The following is a 19,238-nucleotide window of genomic DNA, read 5'->3' on the forward strand; positions in this document are numbered from 1 at the left end:
ACACATGCCGCTGTGCCTACTGCGCCTCCTGCTCCTGCAGCGCCCGCCACATGACCTTGCCGCTGCCGCTCTTGGGCAGCGCGCTCACCAGCTGCACGATGCGCGGCACCTTGTACACCGCCATGTTCTCGCGGCACCAGTCGATGATCTGCTGCTCGGTCGTGTCCTGGTGCGTGGCGCGCAGCACCACCACGGCCTTGACGGTTTCGCCCCGGTAGCTGTCCTTGGCGGCAATGATGCAGGCCTCCTGGATAGCGGGGTGGCGGAACATCAGCGCCTCGACCTCGGCCGGCCAGACCTTGAAGCCGCTCGCGTTGATCATCCGCTTCAAGCGGTCGGTCAGAAAGAAATAGCCGTCCTCGTCCATGCGCCCCAGATCGCCCGAGCGGAAGAAACGCTTGCCTTCGAACTCGATGAAAGACGAAGCCGTGGCATCGGGCCGCTTCCAGTAGCCCTCAAACACCTCGGGACCATGGATGATGATCTCACCTTGCTCGCCCACCGGCACTTCCTGCAGCGTGTCGGGGTCGATCACACGCGCATCGGTGCTCATGAAAGGGATACCCAGGCACTGCTGCTTGGGATGGTCGGGCGGGTTGGAATGCGAGGGCGCCGCCGTTTCGGTCAGGCCATAGCCTTCCGAATAGCGGAGGCCATATTGGTCCAGCAGGCGCTGCGCCACGGCCTGCGGCATGGCCGCGCCGCCGCCGCCGATATAGACCAGGCTCGACAGGTCATAGCTTGCAAAATTCGGGCTGCCCAGCAGGTCGATGACCATGGTGGGGATGTTCGTCCAGTTCGTGACCTGGTAGCGCGAGATGAGGCGCCCGGCCAGGTCGCGGTCCCAGCGGGGCATGATGACCAGCGTGGCGGCCGTGTAGATGGCCGTGTGCATCACGCTCACCATGCCGGTGATGTGGAACATGGGCACCACGGCCAGCGTGACGCTGTCGACCGAGCCCGTGCCCCACAGCGCGCCCGCGGCTGCGTTGTGCACGATGCTTTTGTGCAGGTGCATGCAGCCCTTGGGCAGGCCGGTGGTGCCGCTGGTGTAGGGCAGCAGCGCCAGGTCGTTGGGGCCCACCACCAGCTCCGGGGGCGCATCCTTGCAGGCCACGGCATCCGTCCAGGCATGGGCCTGGCCGCCCTCCAGTGCGGGCAGCGGGTGGCGTGTGCCCAGCCATTCCCGCCAGGCCTCGGGCGGTGCATCGGCACCCGCCACATCCACATCGAACGCATCGCTGAACTGCGCCACCACCAGGTGCGCCAGGCGCTCGGCCTGCGGCAGCGCATTGCTGGCCTTGGCCATCTCGGCAGCCAGGTCGCCCGTGGTGAAGGCCACCTTGGTATCAGGGTCGGTGATGTAGTGTTTGAGCTCTTCCGCACGGTTCATGGGGTTGACCGGCACCACCACCGCGTTGGCCCGCAGGATCGCAAAGTGCGCCATCACCAGCTGGGGGCAGTTCTGCATGCACAACACCACACGGTCGCCGCGCTGCACGCCCAGGCCCACCAGCCGCGCCGCCAGGCGCTCGGCGCCTTCCATCAACTGCCGATAGCTGAGCGACTGGCCAAAGAACACCAGCGCCGTCTTGTCGGGATAACGGCGGGCACTGATGGCCAGGTTGTCCCACAGCGAGGTGGACGGCAGGGTGATGGACTTGGGCAGGCGGCGGGGCCAGAACTTGTAGTGAGGGCGCATGGAGCAGGGATTCCTTTGAAGTACGCAGCCTAGTTCGCATGGTGCCCGACGGCATTGGGGATGGCACTGATGCTGCGTCGCGAATGTGACGCCGAGGTACCGGGCCGGGGCAGCGCAGTGCCAGAACTGCGTGGGCAAATGGGTGCCGGGAAGCGTCGGCTACTATTACCGCCTGGTCTTTTTCTACCCCCCAAAGACTCGACGACATGCTGACCCTCGCCTACTACGCACTGATGCTCCTGGTCGGATACGCCTTCTACCGATACGGGCAGAAACTGCTCAACCAGGGCTCGCGCGACGAGAACGATGAGTTCACCAAACCGCCTGTCGGGCCTATCAGCTTCTTGCTCATTGCCGGTTTGGCGTGTTATCTCCTGTTCGAAGCCCTGCGCGCAGTGGTGCTGCTGCAGATTCCATGCGTTGGCAAGGGCTGCAAAGGGCAGATCTACACCCTGGCGGAGCATTCCGGCCAGTACTGGGCCAACCTGTTTTTTGTGGTGTGGATGGTGCTCGCCCTGGGCTACACGATGTACGTGACGATCAAGATCTGGACCAGGGGGTAAGACGCAGGCCGCCACCCGGGCCATCAGCTATTGACCTGCGCCCACAGCTTGTCCAGCCGCTTCACGCTCACCGGCTGCGGCGTGCGCAGTTCCTGTGCGAAGAAGCTCACGCGCAGCTCTTCCAGCAGCCAGCGCAGCTCCTGCATGCGCGCGTCCACGGCGCCCTTGCGCTCGGCCACCAGGCGCCAGTAGCGTTGCTCTTGCGGGCGCAACTCGGCCAGCTTGGCGGCGTCGCGGGCAGGGTCGGCGCGGTATTTATCCAGGCGCAGCGTGATGGCCTTGAGGTAGCGGGCGTAGTGCGCCAGTTGCGTCCACGGCGCGGCGGCGATGAAGTTCTTGGGCACCAGGCGTTGCAGCTGCTGCTGCGCATCCTGCGTGGCCTCGGGGGCGTTTTTGGTGTCCTTGATCTTGCGGGCGGCGGCCGCGTATTCGGTAAGGATGGTGGCGGCCAGGCGAGCCACCTCGTTGGCGATCAGCGTGAGGCGGCCCCGGCCCTCTTCCACGCGGCGCTTGAAGGCGTATTCATCGGTGGGTAGCGGGTCGAGCAAAAAGGCCCGGTCCAGCGCCACATCGATGATCTGGGCGCGCAGCTCTTCCTGCGTACCCAGCGGCATGAACGCCACAGCCATCTTCTGCAGGTCGGGGATGTTCTTTTCAAGGTACTTGAGCGCGTCCTTGATCTGCAGTGCAAACAGGCGGCGCAGGCCTGCGCGGTGTTTGGCGGCTGCGACCTCGGGCTCGTCGAAGACTTCGATCGTCACGGCGTCGCCACCATCAATGAGTGCCGGAAAGCCGATCAGCGTCTGCCCAGCCTTCCTGATCTCCATGAGCTCGGGCAGCTCGCCGAATGTCCAGGTGGTGTAGCGCTGGCCTGCGGGGGCCGATGGCGTGGCGTTGGCTGGCTTCGTGGGCCGGGCGGGCTGCACCGCGCCTTTTACTCCTGATTTAATAGCTGCTTGCGCTTTACTATCAAGCGCTGGAGGCATATTTGAATCAGATTTCACACCCTCTGCCGCCGCACCACCGAGCTTGAGCCCCGCCAGCGCCTGGAACGCACCACGCGCCTTGGCGCCCCACTCGGCCTTGAGGGCGCCCAGGTTGCGGCCGTGGCCCAGTTGGCGGCCGTGCTCGTCCACCACGCGGAAGTTCATGAACAGGTGCGGGCTGAGCATGTCGAGCTTGAAGTCGGCACGCTTCACATCCAGCGAGGTCTCGTCGCGCACCTGCTTGAGCAGCACGTCGGTCAGGCTGCCGGTGCCAAAACGCTCGGGCGCACCCAGCAATTCGGCCAGGCGCGTGGCGCTGTCGGGCAGCGGCACAAAACGGCTGCGCGGGCGTTGCGGCAGGCTCTTGAGCAGGGCCTGGATCTTGTCCTTGAGCATGCCGGGCACCAGCCATTCGCAGCGTTCGTCGCTCACCTGGTTGAGCACGAAGAGCGGGATGGTCACGGTGATGCCGTCGCGCGCGTCGCCGGGCTCGTGCAGATAGCTGGCCGTGCAGTCCACACCGCCCAGGCGCACCGTCTTGGGAAACGCGTTGGTGGTGATGCCTGCGGCCTCGTGGCGCATCAGCTCATCACGGGTGAGCTTGAGCAGATCGGGCTGCTTTTTGCTTTCCTCGCGGTACCACGCCTCAAAGCTGTGGCCGCTGCACACCTCCGGCGGCAGCTGCTGGTCGTAGAAGGCGTAGATGAGTTCGTCGTCCACCAGCACGTCCTGGCGGCGCGACTTGTGCTCCAGCTCTTCGACCTTGGCGATGAGCTTCTGGTTGGCGGCCAGAAACGGCAGCTTGGTCTCCCAGTTGCCGCCCACCAGCGCTTCGCGGATGAACACCTCGCGCGCGGCGTGGGGGTCTACCTTGCCAAAGTTCACGCGGCGGTTGTTGTAGACCACGATGCCGTAGAGCGTGGCGCGCTCCAGCGCCACCACCTCGGCAGATTTCTTCTCCCAGTGCGGGTCGAGCAGCTGCTTGCGCAGCACATGCCCGCCAATCTGCTCCAGCCACTGCGGCTCAATCGCCGCAATACCCCGGCCAAACAGGCGCGTGGTTTCCACCAGTTCCGACGCCACGATCCAGCGGCCGGGCTTCTTGTTCAGGTGTGCGCCAGGGTGTTTGTAGAACTTGATGCCACGTGCGCCCAGGTACCAGTCTTCCTCGTCGCTTTTGGCGCCCACGTTGCCCAGCAGGCCTGCCAGCATCGACAGGTGCAGTTGCTCGTAGCTCGCAGGCTGGGTGTTGATCTGCCACTTGTGCTCGGTGACCACGGTGAGCAGCTGGGTGTGAATGTCGCGCCACTCGCGCAGGCGGCGGATGCTGATGAAGTTCTGGCGCAGCAACTGCTCGTACTGGCGGTTGCTGAGTTTGTGAGTTGCAGCGGGGACGGCGGCGGGTACAGCAGGCGCTGTCGCAGGGCTGCCACCACCGCTGCGCTGCGCCACCGGCAGATAAGCCTGCGAAGGCGCCTTCTGCGCGGCCATGGCTTTCTGGGCACGGGCCGATGGCAGGCTGGGCGCCCCGCCCCGGGCCTCGTTGATCCATTTCCACAGCTTGAGGTAGCCGCTGAATTCGCTTTTGTCGTCGTCGAACTTGGCGTGCGCCTGGTCGGCCTGCTGCTGCGCCTCCATGGGGCGGTCGCGCACGTCCTGCACGCTCAGGGCACTGGCAATCACCAGCACCTCATCGAGCGCCTTGCGGTCGCGCGCCTCGATGATCATGCGGCCCACGCGCGGGTCCAGAGGCAGGCGCGACAGCTCTGTGCCCATGGGGGTCAGCTCGTTGGCGTCGTCCACCGCGCCCAGTTCGGCCAGCAGTTGGTAGCCGTCGGCAATCGCGCGGCCCGAAGGCGCCTCGATGAACGGGAACTGCGTCACATCGCCCAGGTGCAGCGACTTCATGCGCAGGATCACGCCTGCGAGCGATGACCGCAGGATTTCGGGGTCGGTAAAACGGGGGCGGCCATTGAAACCGGCCTCGTCGTACAGGCGGATGCAGATGCCGTTGGCCACGCGCCCGCAGCGGCCAGCGCGCTGGTTGGCGGCGGCCTGGCTGACAGGCTCCACCAGCAGCTGCTCCACCTTGCTTCTAAAACTGTAGCGCTTCACCCTTGCGGTACCAGCGTCAATGACGTACCGGACGCCTGGCACGGTGAGCGAGGTCTCGGCCACGTTGGTGGCCAGCACGATGCGGCGGCCCGTGTGTCCATCAAAAATGCGGTCCTGCTCGGCCTGGGAGAGGCGTGCAAACAGCGGCAGCACCTCGGCATTGCGCATCACGGGCTGGTGCGACAGGTGCTTGCGCAGGTGGTCGGCGGCCTCGCGGATCTCGCGCTCGCCGGGCAGAAAGACCAGGATGTCGCCCGCTGCATTGCCCTGCCAGAGTTCGTCCACGCCATCGGCAATGGCTTCGTTGAGGCCGTAATCGCGGCTCTCCTCAAACGGGCGGTAGCGCTGCTCCACCGGAAAGGTGCGGCCCGACACCATGATGACCGGCGCTGGGCCCTTGGCGCTCTCGAAATGCTTGGCAAACCGGTCGGCATCAATCGTGGCGGACGTGACGATGACCTTGAGGTCTGGCCGACGCGGCAGGAGCTGGCGCAGGTAGCCCAGCAGGAAGTCGATGTTCAGGCTGCGTTCGTGCGCCTCGTCAATGATGATGGTGTCGTAGGCCTTGAGCAGCGGGTCGGTCTGCGTCTCGGCCAGCAAGATGCCGTCGGTCATCAGCTTGACGGAGGCATCCCGGCTCAGGCGGTCCTGGAACCGCACCTTGAAGCCCACCACATCCCCCAGCGGCGTGTTCAGCTCTTCGGCAATGCGCTTGGCCACGCTGCTGGCGGCAATACGGCGTGGCTGGGTGTGGCCGATGAGCTGGCCTTTTTGTCCAGGCTTTGCGTTGCACTTGCCCCGGCCCAGCGCCAGCGCAATCTTGGGCAGCTGTGTGGTCTTGCCCGAGCCGGTTTCACCACACACGATGATGACCTGGTGCTTGCTGATGGCCTCCATGATCTCTTCGCGCTTGCCCGAGACCGGCAGGGACTCGGGAAAAGTAATACGCAGCGGCGCAGTGCGCGGGGCGATTGGCAAGGTATGGGGAGGCGCGGATTCGGTCATGAAGGGCTGCATTATCCGAGCCGGGCGTTGGCCGCGTGCAACACGGGCCATGCGCACGGTTGCCAGCCCTGGCGGGCAGCTTCCACAATCGCGCCTCTTGACCATCGCCCGACGATGTCTCCGGCCCCCCAGGAATGACCGAATGCCCCCGCAGACATCTGCCCAGAAACGCTTTGACGACAGCCGCTCCGTCCCGCCCACATCGCAACCACGCCGTGACTGGCTGGCATGGGCTGGCACCGCAGCGCTGACGCCCCTGGTGCCCCTGCTGCCGGGTTGTGGCGGCAGCGGCAATGCCTCTCCCACCATGACGGCAACCATTGCCTGGGGACGCACCGAAATACGCCAGGCCATGCAAGGCAGCGAGGTGCGGGCCGCGTCCATCGCACTGATGCACGGCGACCGTATCGTCTGGCAAGAGGCCTTTGGGGCGCTGGATGAGACCTCGGCCACGCCCGCAACACCGGATACACGCTTCAACGTCGGCTCCGTCAGCAAGGTGCTCGCTGCGCTGGCCATCATGGTGCTGGTGGACCGCAGGCTGGTGCAGCTGGATGCGCCCGTGGTGCGCTACCTGCCACAGTTCACGATGCTGTCGGAGGGCTACCGGGACATCACGGTCCGGCACCTGCTGAGCCACGCTTCAGGGCTGCCGGGCACCTATTCCCACAACCTGTTCGCCTTTGCGCCGCTGCCAGGGTATGCGGCGGAACTGGAGGCGGCCATGGCCAACGTGCACCTCAAGCACACGCCCGGGGCCATGGCGGTCTACTGCAATGACGGCTTCACGCTGGTCGAGCGCATCGTGCTCTCGGTCACCGGGCAGGCCTACCCGGCGTTCGTGCAGTCCGCCATCCTCAACCCGCTGGGCATGGCCCGCTCGGGCTACACACTGCAGCCCTTGCCCAAAGGCAGCTTCGCCCACGGCTCCATCCGCAACGCTCAGCAGGGCCAGGAATTCGTGATGGGTTACGCCACGGGCGGGCTGTGCACCACGCCCGGCGACATGATGAAGCTGGCCTCCATGCTCATCCATGGCGGCGAACACGATGGCCAGCGCATCGTGTCCAAAGCCGGCGTCCTGGAAATGGGCAGCGAGCAGAACCAGGGCCTGCGCATCAATCTCAACCCCGACTGGCGCTGGGGCCTGGGCTGGGACAGCACGCGGCAGCAGGGCCTGGGCGCCGCGGGTGTCCTTGCGTGGCAAAAGAGTGGCGACACCATGTTCTACGCCAGCGACTTCTACGTGTTGCCGCAGGCGGGCATGGCCCTGCTGCTCACCGGCAATGCGCCCGGCTTCAAGCCCGGGCCCATTGCCGAGGGCATTCTGCTGCGCGCCTTGCGAGAAACCGGCCAGCTGCCCGCGCTGCCATCCAAGGTATCCACCGCCATCCCGGCGGCGGCAACCTCTTCTTCAAGCGCTGTGGACGCCATGCTGGGCATCTATGGCCGCTCATCCAAGCCGCTGAAAGCCCTCTCACCCGACAGCCAGCAGATCGACCTGTGGGTCTGGTCGGCACAGGCGAAGGACTGGACCCCGCTCTGCGCGGGGCTGCGCCTGCGAAGCGACGGCTGGTGGTGGTCGGAGGCCCAGCCCGGCACCCAGTACCGGTGGGAACAGGCCGAAGGCCGCCGCTACCTGCTCTCGCGCGAACCCGCCGCAGCGGGGCACTACTGGGTCACCATGCCCATGGGGCAGCAGATGCCTGCCGCTGCCGCCCCGCTGCCCCCGCAATGGGTCGCGCGGATGGACAGCACCTGGCTGCTGGCGAACGAAGCGCCCGAGTCCATTCCACGGGCCCTGGGTGTGGGGGCGGTCGCCCTCCGTGAGCTGCCCGAACTGCCCGGTTATCTCTTCTGGGACGACAGCCAGTTCCTGCTGCCCCTGTCGTCGGACCGGGCCGGCATGACGGTGCAGGTGCCGCTCAACGACGGCCGCGATCTGGTGGAACTGGTCGTGGAGACGCGCGACAAGGAAGAGTGGATGCACGCGGCTGGCTGGACCTACCGCCGCCAGGGCTGAGCACAGCCCGCCCCGCCCTTCCACAGGGTTCGGCGAGGCGCTCGCCCGCCCACTGTTCTTTTCATGCGACACATGCAGGCTTTTGCGGGCCCCTCGGCTTGCCAAGCCCCAGGCACCTCGCCACAATTCGCGCTTCTTTCAGGCCTGTGCCCGCCGCAACGGCAGCCCCTGAAAACACTGGAGGTCACCGCTATGTTTGTTCCCTTGTTCGCTCCCGCCTGACCACAGTCCACCGCCCCGGCTGGACTGTGTACGCACTGTCCAGCCTTGGCCTCCCGGCGCCCTCACGCGCTCCGCAAGCCCTGGCTCCATTGCCGGGGTTTTTTGTTTGTGGAGTGCACATGAGTGCCAAAAAATTGTCTCGGGCCTACGCCCAGGGTGAAATCAAAAAGCTGCGCCGTATGAAGCAGCCCCTGGTCCTGCTGCTCGAAGCCTCGGGCCCGCCCCGAAACCCTGTGGCCGCCGCGCTGGCCCAACGCAGCCTGTCGAGTGCGGCAGGCAAGCACATCCGAACCCGTGGTGCCCAGCGCCGCGCGGACAACGTCGCCCTGCGCAAGGCGATCCGGAACCCCTTTTTGAACGATTGAGATGAATCCCTTCAACCACCCTGTGCCGCCACACCTGCGGCATCCCGTCCCGCACGCGGCCCCGGCCGGTGTGCGCCCCCTGGCTTCCACACCGCAGCCCGCCCCCGTGCGGGCGCAACCGGGCGAGTCGGCCAGAGCTCCAGCCAGCCGAGCCGAGCTCGCCCAGCGCCAGCAGGCGTTGACCGACGCGGCGCTGCAACTGAAGGCCGAGCTTTTTGGCATCGACGACGTGATCGACCGCGTGATCGATGCCATCCGCGCCTGGTACGTGTTGCCCCAGCTCATCACCCGGCCGGTCATCGTCTGCCTGTGGGGCCTCACGGGCACGGGCAAGACGCAGCTCACGCGGCGCCTGGCGCAACTGCTGGGCTTTTACGACCGTTTTGTGGAAGTGCAGATGGACGGCTTCAGCCACGGCGCGAGCTACCGCAGCTCGTCCATCTCCGGCATGCTGGGCGACTCCGGCATCCACGAAGGCGCACCCGGCATCCTGGTGCTGGACGAGTTCCAGCGCTTTCGCACGGTGAGCACCAAGGGCGAGGAGGTCAAGGTGGAGCGCTACCAGGATGTCTGGACGCTGCTGTCCGACGGGCGCCTGCCGCCCGCGCTGAGTGCCCTCACCAACATCGAGCGCAAGCTGGCCGACGCGCACTACGAAGCCGAACGGGCCGACGACAACGAAGATGAGCGCGCTGGCAAGAAACCCTACCGCTTCCAGCTCGACGCCTGGGATGCGCAGGAGCTCAAGCGCATGCTCAAGCTCTCGGAGCCCCTGGCCGAGATCATGCAGTGGCCGCCCACACAGGTGCAGGCACTGTTCACACGGTTTCAGCAATCGCTTTCGTCCTGGGAGACCGACTACAGCAAGCTGCTGGTGTTCGTCTGCGGCAACCTCGACGAGATGTACCACGAGACCGCCCAGCGCGTGGAAGACTGCGACACCGATGCCGACATCTTCCACCGCCTCACGCGCAAGCTCTCGCTCATCGACGTGAAGAAAGCACTCTCCGAGCGTTTCAAGCCAGAGCAGATTGCGCGGCTGGGCAACGAGCATGTGATCTACCCCTCGTTCAACAAGGCCACCTACGAGCAGCTCATCCGCAACCTGTGCACGCGGTACTGCGACGACATTGCCGCCCAGTGCGGCGTGCGCTTTGCCATCGGGCAGGACGTGCTGGATGCGCTGTATGCCAACGCGGTGTTTCCGGCGCAGGGCACGCGGCCGCTGTTCTCGTCGGTGCACGCGATCCTGAGCGCCAACCTGGTCAACGCCGCGCTGTGGGTGCTGGAGCAGCAGCTGCCCCTGGCGCAGGACTTTGCCATCGCGCTGGCAGCGGACAAGCGCCATCTGGTGGTGCATGGTCTCGGTGGCCAGGGCGATGTGCAGCAGGCGCAGTTTGGAGTGACTCTGGAGCTCAACCGGCTCAAGCAGCGCGCCAATGCCGACTTCCGCGCCTTGCTGGCGGTGCATGAAGCGGGCCACGGGCTGGTCTACTGCCTGCTGTTTGGCCAGGCCCCGCAGGAGGTGAAGATCAACATCGCCTCGTTCGAGGGCGGCTACAACAGCTTCGCGGGCCTCAAGGTCACCACCCGGCAGAACGCACTGGACATGATGTGCGTGGGCCTGGCGGGCCGCGTGGCCGAGGAGCTGGTGTTTGGCGACATGGCCTGCACGACCGGCGCCGAGCAGGACTACAAGCAGGTCACGGCCGAAGCGGCGCGGTTCATCCGCCACCATGGCTTTGGCACGCGCCTGTCCCGAACCGACGTGACGGTGGAGCTGGACAACCACCTCAACACCGACGTGGAACCCAGCAACGCCGCCATCGAGGAACTGCTGCAGTCCCAATACCAGCGTGCCAGCACCCTGCTGGGCCAGCACCGGGGGGCCCTCACCCGCCTGGTAGAGGCACTGATGGACCACGGGATGATCGCCCAGCCCGAGATGCAGGCGCTGATGGCCCAGAGTGGCGTGGCCATTGCGGTGGCAGCCCACACGGGGCCTGACGAAGCCCTGATCCTGGAGCCCTTTGCGGCCCGGCTGGCCGCGTTTCAGCAACAAACCGGGGGGCAGCCGGCACATGCCCCAGACAGCGAAAGCCCTGCATGCTTATGATGCGCGACTTGGCGGCCATACCGGGCCGCCTGTTGTTGCCGGTTTTTCCTTCGTTTCAAGGCCCGCCCCACCGCACCCTCCGCCATGTCCGCTGTCTTCAACTTCACCTTCGTCCCCTGGTTCCGCTCGGTGGCGCCCTACATCCACAAGTTCCGCAACCAGACCTTTGTGATCGGACTCACGGGGGAAGGCATTGCGGCCGGCAAGCTGCACAACATTGCGCAGGATCTGGCGCTGATCCAGGCCATGGGCGTGCGCATCGTGCTGGTGCACGGCTTTCGCCCGCAGGTGAACGAGCAACTGGCGGCCAAGGGCCATGCGGCGAAATACTCGCACGGCATCCGCATCACGGATTCGGTGGCGCTGGACTGTGCCCAGGAGGCTGCGGGCCAGCTGCGCTATGAGATCGAAGCCGCGTTCAGCCAGGGCCTGCCCAACACGCCCATGGCGGGCGCCACGGTGCGGGTGATTTCGGGCAACTTCCTCACCGCGCGTCCCGTGGGCATCATGGACGGGGTGGATTTTCAGCACTCGGGCCTGGTGCGCAAGGTGGATGTGGCAGGCATCCAGCGCACGCTGGACATGGGTGCACTGGTGCTGCTGTCGCCGTTTGGCTTCTCGCCCACGGGCGAGGCTTTCAACCTGAGCATGGAAGAAGTGGCCACCAGTGTGGCCATTGAGATGCGCGCGGACAAGCTGATCTTCTTGAGCGAGGTGCAAGGCATCCGCATGAAACCGGAAGAGCCCGAGAGCGAAGACAACCCCATCGACACCGAGCTTCCACTGGCTGCCGCGCAGGCCCTGCTGGCCACGCTGCCCACGGCGCAGACGCCCACCGACACGGGCTTTTACCTGCAGCACTGCGTAAAGGCCTGCAAGGCCGGCGTGGAGCGCAGCCACATCCTGCCGTTTGCGGTGGACGGGTCGCTGCTGCTCGAGGTGTATGTGCACGACGGCATCGGCACCATGGTCATCGACGAAAAACTGGAAGAACTGCGCGAGGCCACCATCGACGACGTGGGCGGCATCCTGCAGCTCATCGAGCCCTTCGAGAAGGACGGCACCCTGGTCAAGCGCGACCGCACCGAGATCGAGCGCGACATCGCCGCCTACACCATCATCGAACACGACGGCGTGATCTTTGGCTGCGCGGCGCTGTACCCCTACCCCGAGGCCAAGACGGCCGAGATGGCTGCCGTCACCGTATCACCGCAAAGCCAGGGCACGGGTGATGGTGAAAAACTGCTCAAGCGCATTGAGCAGCGCGCCCGCGCCGCCGGGCTGGACAGCATCTTCGTGCTGACCACCCGCACCATGCACTGGTTCATCAAGCGTGGTTTTCAGAGCGTGGACCCAGACTGGCTGCCCGAAGCCCGCAAGCGCAAGTACAACTGGGACCGCAAGAGTCAGGTGCTGGTCAAAAAGCTCTGAACGTTTCGCGCGCTGCAGCCACGGCGCGCGCCACTTGCGCAATCGCCGCATCGCGCTGTTCCGGCTTGGCCGTAGACCGCGTGAGGTAACACGTCACAAGCACCGGTGCGCCACCAGCTGGGGGCCACAAAACCGCCACGTCGTTGGCCGTGCCACTGTCGCCCGCCGTGCCCGTCTTGTCCCCGACTTTCCAGCCTGGCACACCCGCGCGCAGGCGCTTGTCGCCCGTGCTTGTCTCCACCAGCCAGCGCTGCAGCCAGGCGCGTGACGGGGCGGTGAGCACATCGCCCAGCACCAGTTTCTGCAAGGTCTGCAGCATGGCCAGCGGCGTGGTGGTATCGCGCGGGTCGCCCACCTTGGCTTCGTTCAGCGTGGGCTCGGTGCGGTCCAGGCGCGTGGTGCCGTCGCCCAGTGACCGCACAAAGGCCGTGAACCCGGCTGGACCGCCGTGGCGGGCCAGCAGCAGGTTGGCGGCGGTGTTGTCGCTCAGGCTCACGGTGGCAGAACACAGTTCGCCCACCGTCAACCCGCCCCCATCGCCCGCACGGGGGCCGCTGACGGGTGAATACGCCACTACATCGGCCGCCGCGTAGTGCACGCGGGCATCCAGCCGCTCCTTGCCCTGGTCCACCAGCGCCAGCATCCAGCCCGCCAGCACCGCCTTGAAGGTGCTGGCCATGGCAAAACGCTCGTCCTGGCGCCAGCCGAGCGCCAGGCCCGAACCAGTGTCCAGCATGGCCACGCCCAGGCGGCCCTGGGCGAAGTGTTCAATGCCGGCGAGGGTGTCATTCCATTGGCGGGCCGTTGCGTCATGGTTCGCCGCATTGCTGGCAGCCGCGCACCCCCAAAGAGGCATGGCGGTGGCGGCCATCAAACCCAAGGAAAACTGTCGTCTTTGCATATGAAATTGAGGGGTAAGTTGAAGCAAGGCTCGAACGATACGGATATCTGCCCCCCGGCACCATCGACAATAATTGCCGCCAGCCCCCAGAAAAACTTATGCATCTACCTCTCAATGCCCTGCGCGCATTCGAAGCCTCGGCGCGCCACCTGAACCTCACGCGGGCGGCCCAGGAGCTGCACGTGACCCAGACCGCCGTGAGCCAGCACATCCGCAAGCTCGAAGAACGCCTGGGCAAGCCGCTGTTCCGCCGCCTGCCGCGTGGGCTGGCGCTGACGGACGAGGGGCAGGCGCTGCTGCCGGTGGTGACGGAATCGTTCTCTAGCCTGGAGCGCGCCCTGGAAAAACTGGGCGACACCCGCCCGCGCGAGGTGTTGACCGTGGGCGCCGTGGGCACCTTTGCCGTGGGCTGGCTGCTGCCCCGGCTGCGCGACTTTCAACAGGCCTGCCCCTTTGTGGACCTGCGCCTGCTCACACACAACAACCGGGTGGACATGGCGGGCGAAGGGCTGGACTGCGCGATCCGCTTTGGCGACGGCGCCTGGCATGGCACGCATGCCGAACGCATCATGGACGCGCCCATGTCCGTGATGTGTTCGCCCGCGCTGGCCCACGGCCTGCGAACGGCGGCCGACCTGGCACGGCAACCACTGCTGCGCAGCTACCGCACCGATGAATGGGCGGCGTGGTTCGAGGCCGCTGGCGCCCCCTGCCCCGTGGTGCGCGGCGCGGTGTTCGACTCGTCCCTCACCCTGGCGGAAGCAGCGGCACAAGGCGCCGGCATGGCATTGCTGCCGGTGAAGATGTTCACGCGCGAACTGCAGCAAGGCCGGCTGGTGCAGCCCTTTGCCCAAGAACTGCACCGGGGCGCCTACTGGCTCACGCGGTTGCAGTCGCGCCCGGCCACAGACGCCCTGGTGGCGTTCAGCGACTGGCTCAGGGCCCAGGCCCGCATGGCGGCGGAAGAAATATGAAGGGAATTGGCCTCCAGCGCTTGTTCATCAAGCGCAAATAGCTATCGAAACAATAGCACCAATATCCCATCAGGCCACACGACGCCGAGGCCCCGCCGCCACCATCAACGCCGCCGCCAGCACCAGTGCGCCACTCAGGATGTAAAGGCTCAGGCTGAAGCCGCCCGTGGCCGACTTGATGGCCCCCACCATCACCGGCGCCACCACACCTGCCGTGCCGCCCAGCGTGGTGATGAGCGCAATGCCCATCGCCGCAGCGTCCTTGGCCAGCAGGCTGGCGGGCACGGCCCACAGCACCGCGAAGGCGCTGGACACCCCCATGGCCGACAGCGACAGGCAGGCCACGGCCGCCCAGGGGCTGTGCATGAACAGGGTCGTCAGCGACAGCCCCACGGCCCCGAGCACCGCGCCCACGGCAAAGTGCCAGCGCCGCTCTTGGGTGCGGTCCGAATGCCGCGCCACCACCAGCGTGGCAGCGATGCCCAGCGCCGCCGGAACCACCGAGTAGAACCCGATCTGCAGCACCGACAGCCCCATGGACTGCAGCAAGGTGGGCTGCCAGAACGACATGGCGTAGATGCCCAGGATCACCAGGAACGAGATGAACCCCAACAGCCACACCTGCGGGTTGCGCAATGCGCTGCCAAAGGACTGCGGCGCGCCGCCACCGATGGCTTGCTCCTGCGCCAGATCGCGCCGCACCTGGGCTTTTTCTTGCGATGTGAGCCAGCCCGCCTCCTCGGGGCGGTTGTCGAGCCAGCGATAGGCCAGCACGCCCAGCAACACACACGGCAAACCCTCCACCACGAAGAGCCACTGCCAGCCGCGCAGGGACAGCGCGCCGTCCAGGTACGTCATGGTCAGCCCCGCCAGCGGGCCCGCGACGATGGGTGCCGCTCCGTAGGCCATGAAGAACAGCGCCGTGGCCCGCGCACGCTGCTGCGCCGGGAACCACAGCGTGAGGTAGAACAGCACGCCGGGTGCAAAGCCTGCCTCGAAAACCCCCACCAGAAACCGCAGCACATAGAACTGCGTGGGCGTGGTGACGAACAAGGTGGCCGCCGATGCCAGACCCCACAGCGCCATGATGCGCAGCAGCGTGGCCCGCATGCCCACACGCGCCAGCATCACATTGCTGGGGATCTCGAACAGCGCGTAGCCGATGAAGAACACCCCGGCCCCCAGGCCGAAGACCGCATCGCCGAAGCCCAGGTCGGCCTTCATCTGCAGCTGCGCGTAGCCGATATTGGTGCGGTCCAGGTAGTTGAAGATGTAGCAGACGAACAGCAGCGGTATGAGCCGCCAGCTGATCTTGCGGTAGAGCGCGTGGGTGCTGGTGTTCTCGGTGGCAGCGGATGCCGCCGCAGCCGCGCCATAGGTGGCCGTGTTCATGGGTTGTCTCCTGGGTTTGTTCTTGTCGCGTGGTGCACCGGCAGTGCGCAGGCGTCACACGCGCTGCAGCTGTCCCGACTCGGTGGCGCCCCAGAGGTGGCCCGTGGGCGCGCCCGGGAACAGCCAGTGCGGCGAACATTCGCTCGACGGCACCACGTTGCTGAAGCCGTGCGACGCCGAGGTGCCCGCGATGGTCTTCTCCAGCACCATCGAGAGGTACTGGTCGTTGCTGTTTTCCTGCGTGTTGCCGTTCAGGATCACCTCGGCCCCGGTCGCCTTGGCAAAGCGGCGGATGGCGTTGTGGCGCGAGACCTCGGGCGCCCAGCTGTCGGCCGAGACGCCGTTTTCGCTGCTCACACGCAGGCCGTCCGGCACCCGGTAGACCAGCGAATGGTTGCCCTCGGTGTGCCCGGGTGTGTGCACCAGCGCCACGCCCCGGCCCAGCTGCACGCTGCCGTCGAACGGCACGATGCGGTCACCGGCCACGCCGCGCAGGCCGTCGGGGCAGTACCAGTCGGCCTGGGTGGGCAAGAGGCCCGCCACGCTCGCCAGCTCCTGCCGGTGCACCAGCAGGCGCGCGTTGGGCAGCAGGCCAGGCCCGCCGTCCGTGCCCAGCCAGCGCCGCAGGTTCTGCGTGTGCAGGTGGTCGTAGGTGATGTAGTCGATGTGCTCAGGCGCCACGCCCACGCTGGCCAGGGCATCCAGCACGGTGCCATAGATGGGCGCGATGGTGCTGTGCAAGAAGGCCGGCGTCTGCTCGCTCAGGCGGCGGAAGTACGGCGTATCGCGCCCCGTCTCGTGGTCTGCCGGCGTGAACAGCAGCTGGCGCAGCTGGCCCTCGAAGTCCTCGAACTGGATGAGCACGGTGCGCGCCAGCAGATGCACCATGTGCGGCTTGAGCAGCTGCTGCGAATACACACCGCTGAACGCATACCAAGCCGGATAGGGAATGCGCAGCAGGTCGAAGCTGCGGGCGTAGCGCACGGCCGGCTCGTCGAGGAACCGCTCGCGGAACTGCGCGCCGCTGCGGCGCAGCGCGCGCAGGCGGTCCTGCGGCGACGGCGCGCTGCGGGCGCCGTCGAAGTCCGTGACCGCCACCAGGGCGGAAGGGGCGTTTTCTCTTTTCATGGAGTTCTCCTGGAGAAGTAGGCAGGTCAGTAGAGCGAGCGCCCGCCCGAGATGTCGAATACCGCGCCGGTGCTGAACGAGCAGGCGGCCGAGGCCAGCCAGGCCGCCATCGCAGCCACTTCATCGGGCAACACGAAGCGGCCCATGGGCACGCGCGCAAGCAGGTTCTGGCGCAGCGCGGCCTGGTGCTCCGCCGGTACGGCATCGAACACTGCCGTGTCGGCCGCCGAGGGGGTGATGGCATTGACCAGAATGCCCGGCGCCGCCAGCTCCTTGCCCAGCGACTTGGTGAGTGCGATGAGCCCGGCCTTGGACGCGGAGTAGGCCGCGTTCAGGCCGTTGCCTTCCTTGCCCGCCACTGAGGCGATGTTGACAATGCGCCGCCCCAGGCCGGGCGGCTGGGTGCCAGCCAGGTCCCGCAGCATGCGTGGCACCACGGCCCGGCAGCACAGAAAGGCGCCCGTGAGGTTCACCTCCATCACCTGGCGCCACTGCGCCGGGGTGTGTTCCCACAACGGCGCCAGCGGGCCCAGCACGCCGGCGTTGTTCACCAGCACGGTGATAGGCCCGAGCGCCGCCTCGCTGACCTGGGCGGCCGATTCGACATCGGCCTCATGGGCCACATCCACCCGGGCCGTGTGGATGCGGGCGCTGGCATCCAGCGGGGCCCTGGCGACCTGGAGCGCCTCTGTGTCGCGGTCCCACAGGGACACACTGGCGCCATCGGCCAGAAAGCGCCGGGCAATGGCCAGGCCGATGCCCTGTGCGCCGCCGGTGATGACCGCGTGGTGACCCGAGAGCGCCGAGCCCGCCGTCATGCGGCAGCCGCAGTGGTTTCTGGTTGGCGCCCTGAAGCTGCGGGCGCGCTGGTGGGCCCCGCCGCCAGGAGCGAGCCCACAATGGCCGGCAGCTGCGCGGGCGGCACGCCGGCCAGCAACTGGCGCAGCATGGTCATCGAGTCGAAGTACACGCGCTCGCAGACCAGGCGCTCGCCCTCGAAGATGAAGAGCGCAATCATGCGGCAGCGGAAGCTGTTGCCCGTGGGCGGCAGGTTGCCCAGCGGGCCCCGGTGGGTGCCCAGCAGCCAGAACTCCACGATCACTGCGTCGTCGGTGTGGCGCAGCTGGATGATCTCGTGCCGCTGGTCCGGGAAGGCCTTGCGCGAGGCCAGGTAGTAGGCACGCACCGCCTCGTTGCCGTCGTGCACCTCGCCGGTCGGAATCAGTTCGTAGTGCGGGTGCGGAAAGGTGTCCAGCACCGCGTCGAAGTCCTGGCGGGTCTCGTCGGCAAAATGGTCCAGCACGGTCTTTTCGCGCAGGGCCTGCAGGGCGGTCTGTGGGACCGGGGAGGTGGTGGCAGTCGTCATCGTGGGTTCCTTGGTCTAGGTGGTGATCTGCGCGTTGCATCGCAGTACAGCCATCGACTATCCGCAGCCCTCCCTTCGCAGACTGTCTGTTGTTGGCAATTGCGGCCCCGGACAAACCCGCACAGGCCTTCCGCCCCGCCCCCGCATGCGGTACACCGTGCCACCCACCTTGATCGCTCGTCTCAGCTCGCCAACACGCACAAGCCCGCCATCCGCCCCATGCCCCTGCGCACGCCCCCGCCCCGCTCTCCCACCTTGTCCCCCGACGCGCCCCACGCGCTCACTGCCCCCGACGCGGCCAACAGATTGCGCCTGCCGGACGATGTGCAGCTGCAACTGCTGCAGGTGGCGCACCACAAGCAGCTGCAGCGCGGCGATTCGCTGTTCCTCAAGGGCTCGGCGCCCGATGCGCTGTTCGGCGTGGTCAGCGGCTCGCTGCGCGTGAGCGTGGTGGCCCCCGGCGGGCGCGAGGCCGTGATCGCCGTGCTGGAGCCCGGCCACTGGTTCGGCGAGGTGTCGCTGTTCGTAGGCCGCGAGCGCGTGTACGACACCTGTGCGGTCGATGCGGCCGAGATCGCCGTGGTCTATGCCGACGACTTCCACCACCTGGTGAACACGCAGCCTCCGGTGCACATGGCGTTTACCAGGCTGGTGTGCATGCGGCTGCGCCAGGCGTTGGCGTGGATCGATGACGCCATCCTGCAGCCGCTGCCCGTACGGCTGGCGCACCGGCTGCTGACGCTGGACGCGCGGCCCGAGGCTTCGGACGGGGCGACCACGCTGGCGGTGTCGCAGGAAGACCTGGCCTTCATGCTGGGGGTGTCACGGCAGAGCGTGAACCGGCAGTTGAAGCTGTGGGAAGACGAGGGGATCTTGCGGGTGGGGTATCGGGTGGTGGAGGTGATGGATCGGGGAAAGCTGGAGGGGTGCGTGCGGGATGGGGAGTGAT

At 66.7% G+C, this 19,238-nt stretch carries 14 protein-coding genes; 7 read left to right on the forward strand and 7 right to left on the reverse strand.

Annotated elements, in window-relative coordinates; translation table 11 throughout:
- Nucleotides 1-16: 16 nt before the first annotated feature.
- Complete coding sequence (locus ASE39_RS16110; protein ID WP_057271794.1) at nt 17-1,702, reverse strand: long-chain fatty acid--CoA ligase; 1,686 nt, start codon at nt 1,700-1,702, stop codon at nt 17-19.
- 206 nt (nt 1,703-1,908) lie between these two features.
- Between ASE39_RS16110 and ASE39_RS16115 the strand changes: the two genes are divergently transcribed.
- Entirely contained in the window at nt 1,909-2,265 is a 357-nt protein-coding gene (locus ASE39_RS16115) for a hypothetical protein (protein WP_057271795.1), read from the forward strand.
- Nucleotides 2,266-2,288: 23 nt separating this feature from the next.
- Here the strand turns inward: ASE39_RS16115 and hrpA are convergent, their stop codons facing one another.
- A complete protein-coding gene (gene hrpA, locus ASE39_RS16120; RefSeq protein WP_057271865.1) occupies nt 2,289-6,371 on the reverse strand; it encodes an ATP-dependent RNA helicase HrpA in 4,083 nt (1,360 codons plus the stop codon).
- 142 nt (nt 6,372-6,513) lie between these two features.
- Between hrpA and ASE39_RS16125 the strand changes: the two genes are divergently transcribed.
- The 4 genes from ASE39_RS16125 (at nt 6,514) to argA (ending at nt 12,528) form a co-directional block, all read left to right on the forward strand.
- Nucleotides 6,514-8,394: a serine hydrolase domain-containing protein gene (locus ASE39_RS16125; RefSeq protein WP_057224030.1), complete on the forward strand. Its 1,881-nt coding sequence runs from the start codon at nt 6,514-6,516 to the stop codon at nt 8,392-8,394.
- 341 nt (nt 8,395-8,735) lie between these two features.
- The gene (locus ASE39_RS16130; RefSeq protein ID WP_057224027.1) at nt 8,736-8,981 is read left to right on the forward strand and encodes a hypothetical protein; all 246 of its coding nucleotides are present in this window, start codon (nt 8,736-8,738) and stop codon (nt 8,979-8,981) included.
- Between the two features lies 1 nt (nt 8,982).
- Complete coding sequence (locus ASE39_RS16135; protein ID WP_057271796.1) at nt 8,983-11,097, forward strand: AAA family ATPase; 2,115 nt, start codon at nt 8,983-8,985, stop codon at nt 11,095-11,097.
- A gap of 84 nt (nt 11,098-11,181) precedes the next feature.
- Nucleotides 11,182-12,528, forward strand: coding sequence for an amino-acid N-acetyltransferase (argA, locus tag ASE39_RS16140; protein ID WP_010461531.1), 1,347 nt, complete (start codon nt 11,182-11,184; stop codon nt 12,526-12,528).
- Here argA and bla read toward each other — a convergent pair.
- Entirely contained in the window at nt 12,515-13,429 is a 915-nt protein-coding gene (gene bla, locus ASE39_RS16145; protein WP_057271797.1) for a class A beta-lactamase, read from the reverse strand. The genes argA and bla overlap by 14 nt on opposite strands.
- A gap of 98 nt (nt 13,430-13,527) precedes the next feature.
- Here bla and ASE39_RS16150 point away from each other — a divergent pair, with 98 nt between their 5' ends.
- Nucleotides 13,528-14,403: a LysR family transcriptional regulator gene (locus ASE39_RS16150; RefSeq protein ID WP_057271798.1), complete on the forward strand. Its 876-nt coding sequence runs from the start codon at nt 13,528-13,530 to the stop codon at nt 14,401-14,403.
- A gap of 69 nt (nt 14,404-14,472) precedes the next feature.
- Here the strand turns inward: ASE39_RS16150 and ASE39_RS16155 are convergent, their stop codons facing one another.
- Genes ASE39_RS16155 through ASE39_RS16170 form a run of 4 tightly spaced genes read right to left on the reverse strand, consistent with a single transcriptional unit; the run spans nt 14,473 to nt 18,289 of the window.
- Nucleotides 14,473-15,795: an MFS transporter gene (locus ASE39_RS16155; protein WP_057271799.1), complete on the reverse strand. Its 1,323-nt coding sequence runs from the start codon at nt 15,793-15,795 to the stop codon at nt 14,473-14,475.
- A gap of 54 nt (nt 15,796-15,849) precedes the next feature.
- Entirely contained in the window at nt 15,850-16,923 is a 1,074-nt protein-coding gene (locus ASE39_RS16160) for a hypothetical protein (RefSeq protein ID WP_057271800.1), read from the reverse strand.
- A 26-nt stretch (nt 16,924-16,949) separates the two neighbouring features.
- The gene (locus tag ASE39_RS16165; protein ID WP_057271801.1) at nt 16,950-17,741 is read right to left on the reverse strand and encodes an SDR family NAD(P)-dependent oxidoreductase; all 792 of its coding nucleotides are present in this window, start codon (nt 17,739-17,741) and stop codon (nt 16,950-16,952) included.
- On the reverse strand, nt 17,738-18,289 hold the full coding sequence (locus ASE39_RS16170) for an ester cyclase (RefSeq protein WP_057271802.1): 552 nt from the start codon (nt 18,287-18,289) through the stop codon (nt 17,738-17,740). Before ASE39_RS16170 ends, ASE39_RS16165 begins: the two co-directional genes overlap by 4 nt.
- A gap of 219 nt (nt 18,290-18,508) precedes the next feature.
- On the opposite strand from ASE39_RS16170, the gene ASE39_RS16175 reads away from it, so the two are divergent.
- Nucleotides 18,509-19,237 carry a Crp/Fnr family transcriptional regulator gene (locus ASE39_RS16175; protein WP_057271803.1) on the forward strand — a complete coding sequence of 243 codons (729 nt, stop codon included), beginning with the start codon at nt 18,509-18,511 and terminating at the stop codon, nt 19,235-19,237.
- Nucleotide 19,238 lies beyond the last annotated feature (1 nt).

This window comes from Acidovorax sp. Root267 (assembly GCF_001429215.1).
Lineage (GTDB): Bacteria > Pseudomonadota > Gammaproteobacteria > Burkholderiales > Burkholderiaceae_C > Acidovorax > Acidovorax radicis.

Coding starts and splice junctions, on each gene's coding strand:
- ASE39_RS16125 (WP_057224030.1), top strand. CDS start 6,514: ATGCCCCCGCAGACATCTGCCCAGAAACGCTTTGACGACAGCCGCTCC.
- ASE39_RS16160 (WP_057271800.1), bottom strand. CDS start 16,923: ATGAAAAGAGAAAACGCCCCTTCCGCCCTGGTGGCGGTCACGGACTTC.
- ASE39_RS16150 (WP_057271798.1), top strand. CDS start 13,528: ATGCATCTACCTCTCAATGCCCTGCGCGCATTCGAAGCCTCGGCGCGC.
- ASE39_RS16135 (WP_057271796.1), top strand. CDS start 8,983: ATGAATCCCTTCAACCACCCTGTGCCGCCACACCTGCGGCATCCCGTC.
- ASE39_RS16155 (WP_057271799.1), bottom strand. CDS start 15,795: ATGAACACGGCCACCTATGGCGCGGCTGCGGCGGCATCCGCTGCCACC.
- hrpA (WP_057271865.1), bottom strand. CDS start 6,371: ATGACCGAATCCGCGCCTCCCCATACCTTGCCAATCGCCCCGCGCACT.
- ASE39_RS16110 (WP_057271794.1), bottom strand. CDS start 1,702: ATGCGCCCTCACTACAAGTTCTGGCCCCGCCGCCTGCCCAAGTCCATC.
- ASE39_RS16165 (WP_057271801.1), bottom strand. CDS start 17,741: ATGACGGCGGGCTCGGCGCTCTCGGGTCACCACGCGGTCATCACCGGC.
- argA (WP_010461531.1), top strand. CDS start 11,182: ATGTCCGCTGTCTTCAACTTCACCTTCGTCCCCTGGTTCCGCTCGGTG.
- ASE39_RS16115 (WP_057271795.1), top strand. CDS start 1,909: ATGCTGACCCTCGCCTACTACGCACTGATGCTCCTGGTCGGATACGCC.
- ASE39_RS16175 (WP_057271803.1), top strand. CDS start 18,509: ATGCCCCTGCGCACGCCCCCGCCCCGCTCTCCCACCTTGTCCCCCGAC.
- ASE39_RS16130 (WP_057224027.1), top strand. CDS start 8,736: ATGAGTGCCAAAAAATTGTCTCGGGCCTACGCCCAGGGTGAAATCAAA.
- bla (WP_057271797.1), bottom strand. CDS start 13,429: ATGCAAAGACGACAGTTTTCCTTGGGTTTGATGGCCGCCACCGCCATG.
- ASE39_RS16170 (WP_057271802.1), bottom strand. CDS start 18,289: ATGACGACTGCCACCACCTCCCCGGTCCCACAGACCGCCCTGCAGGCC.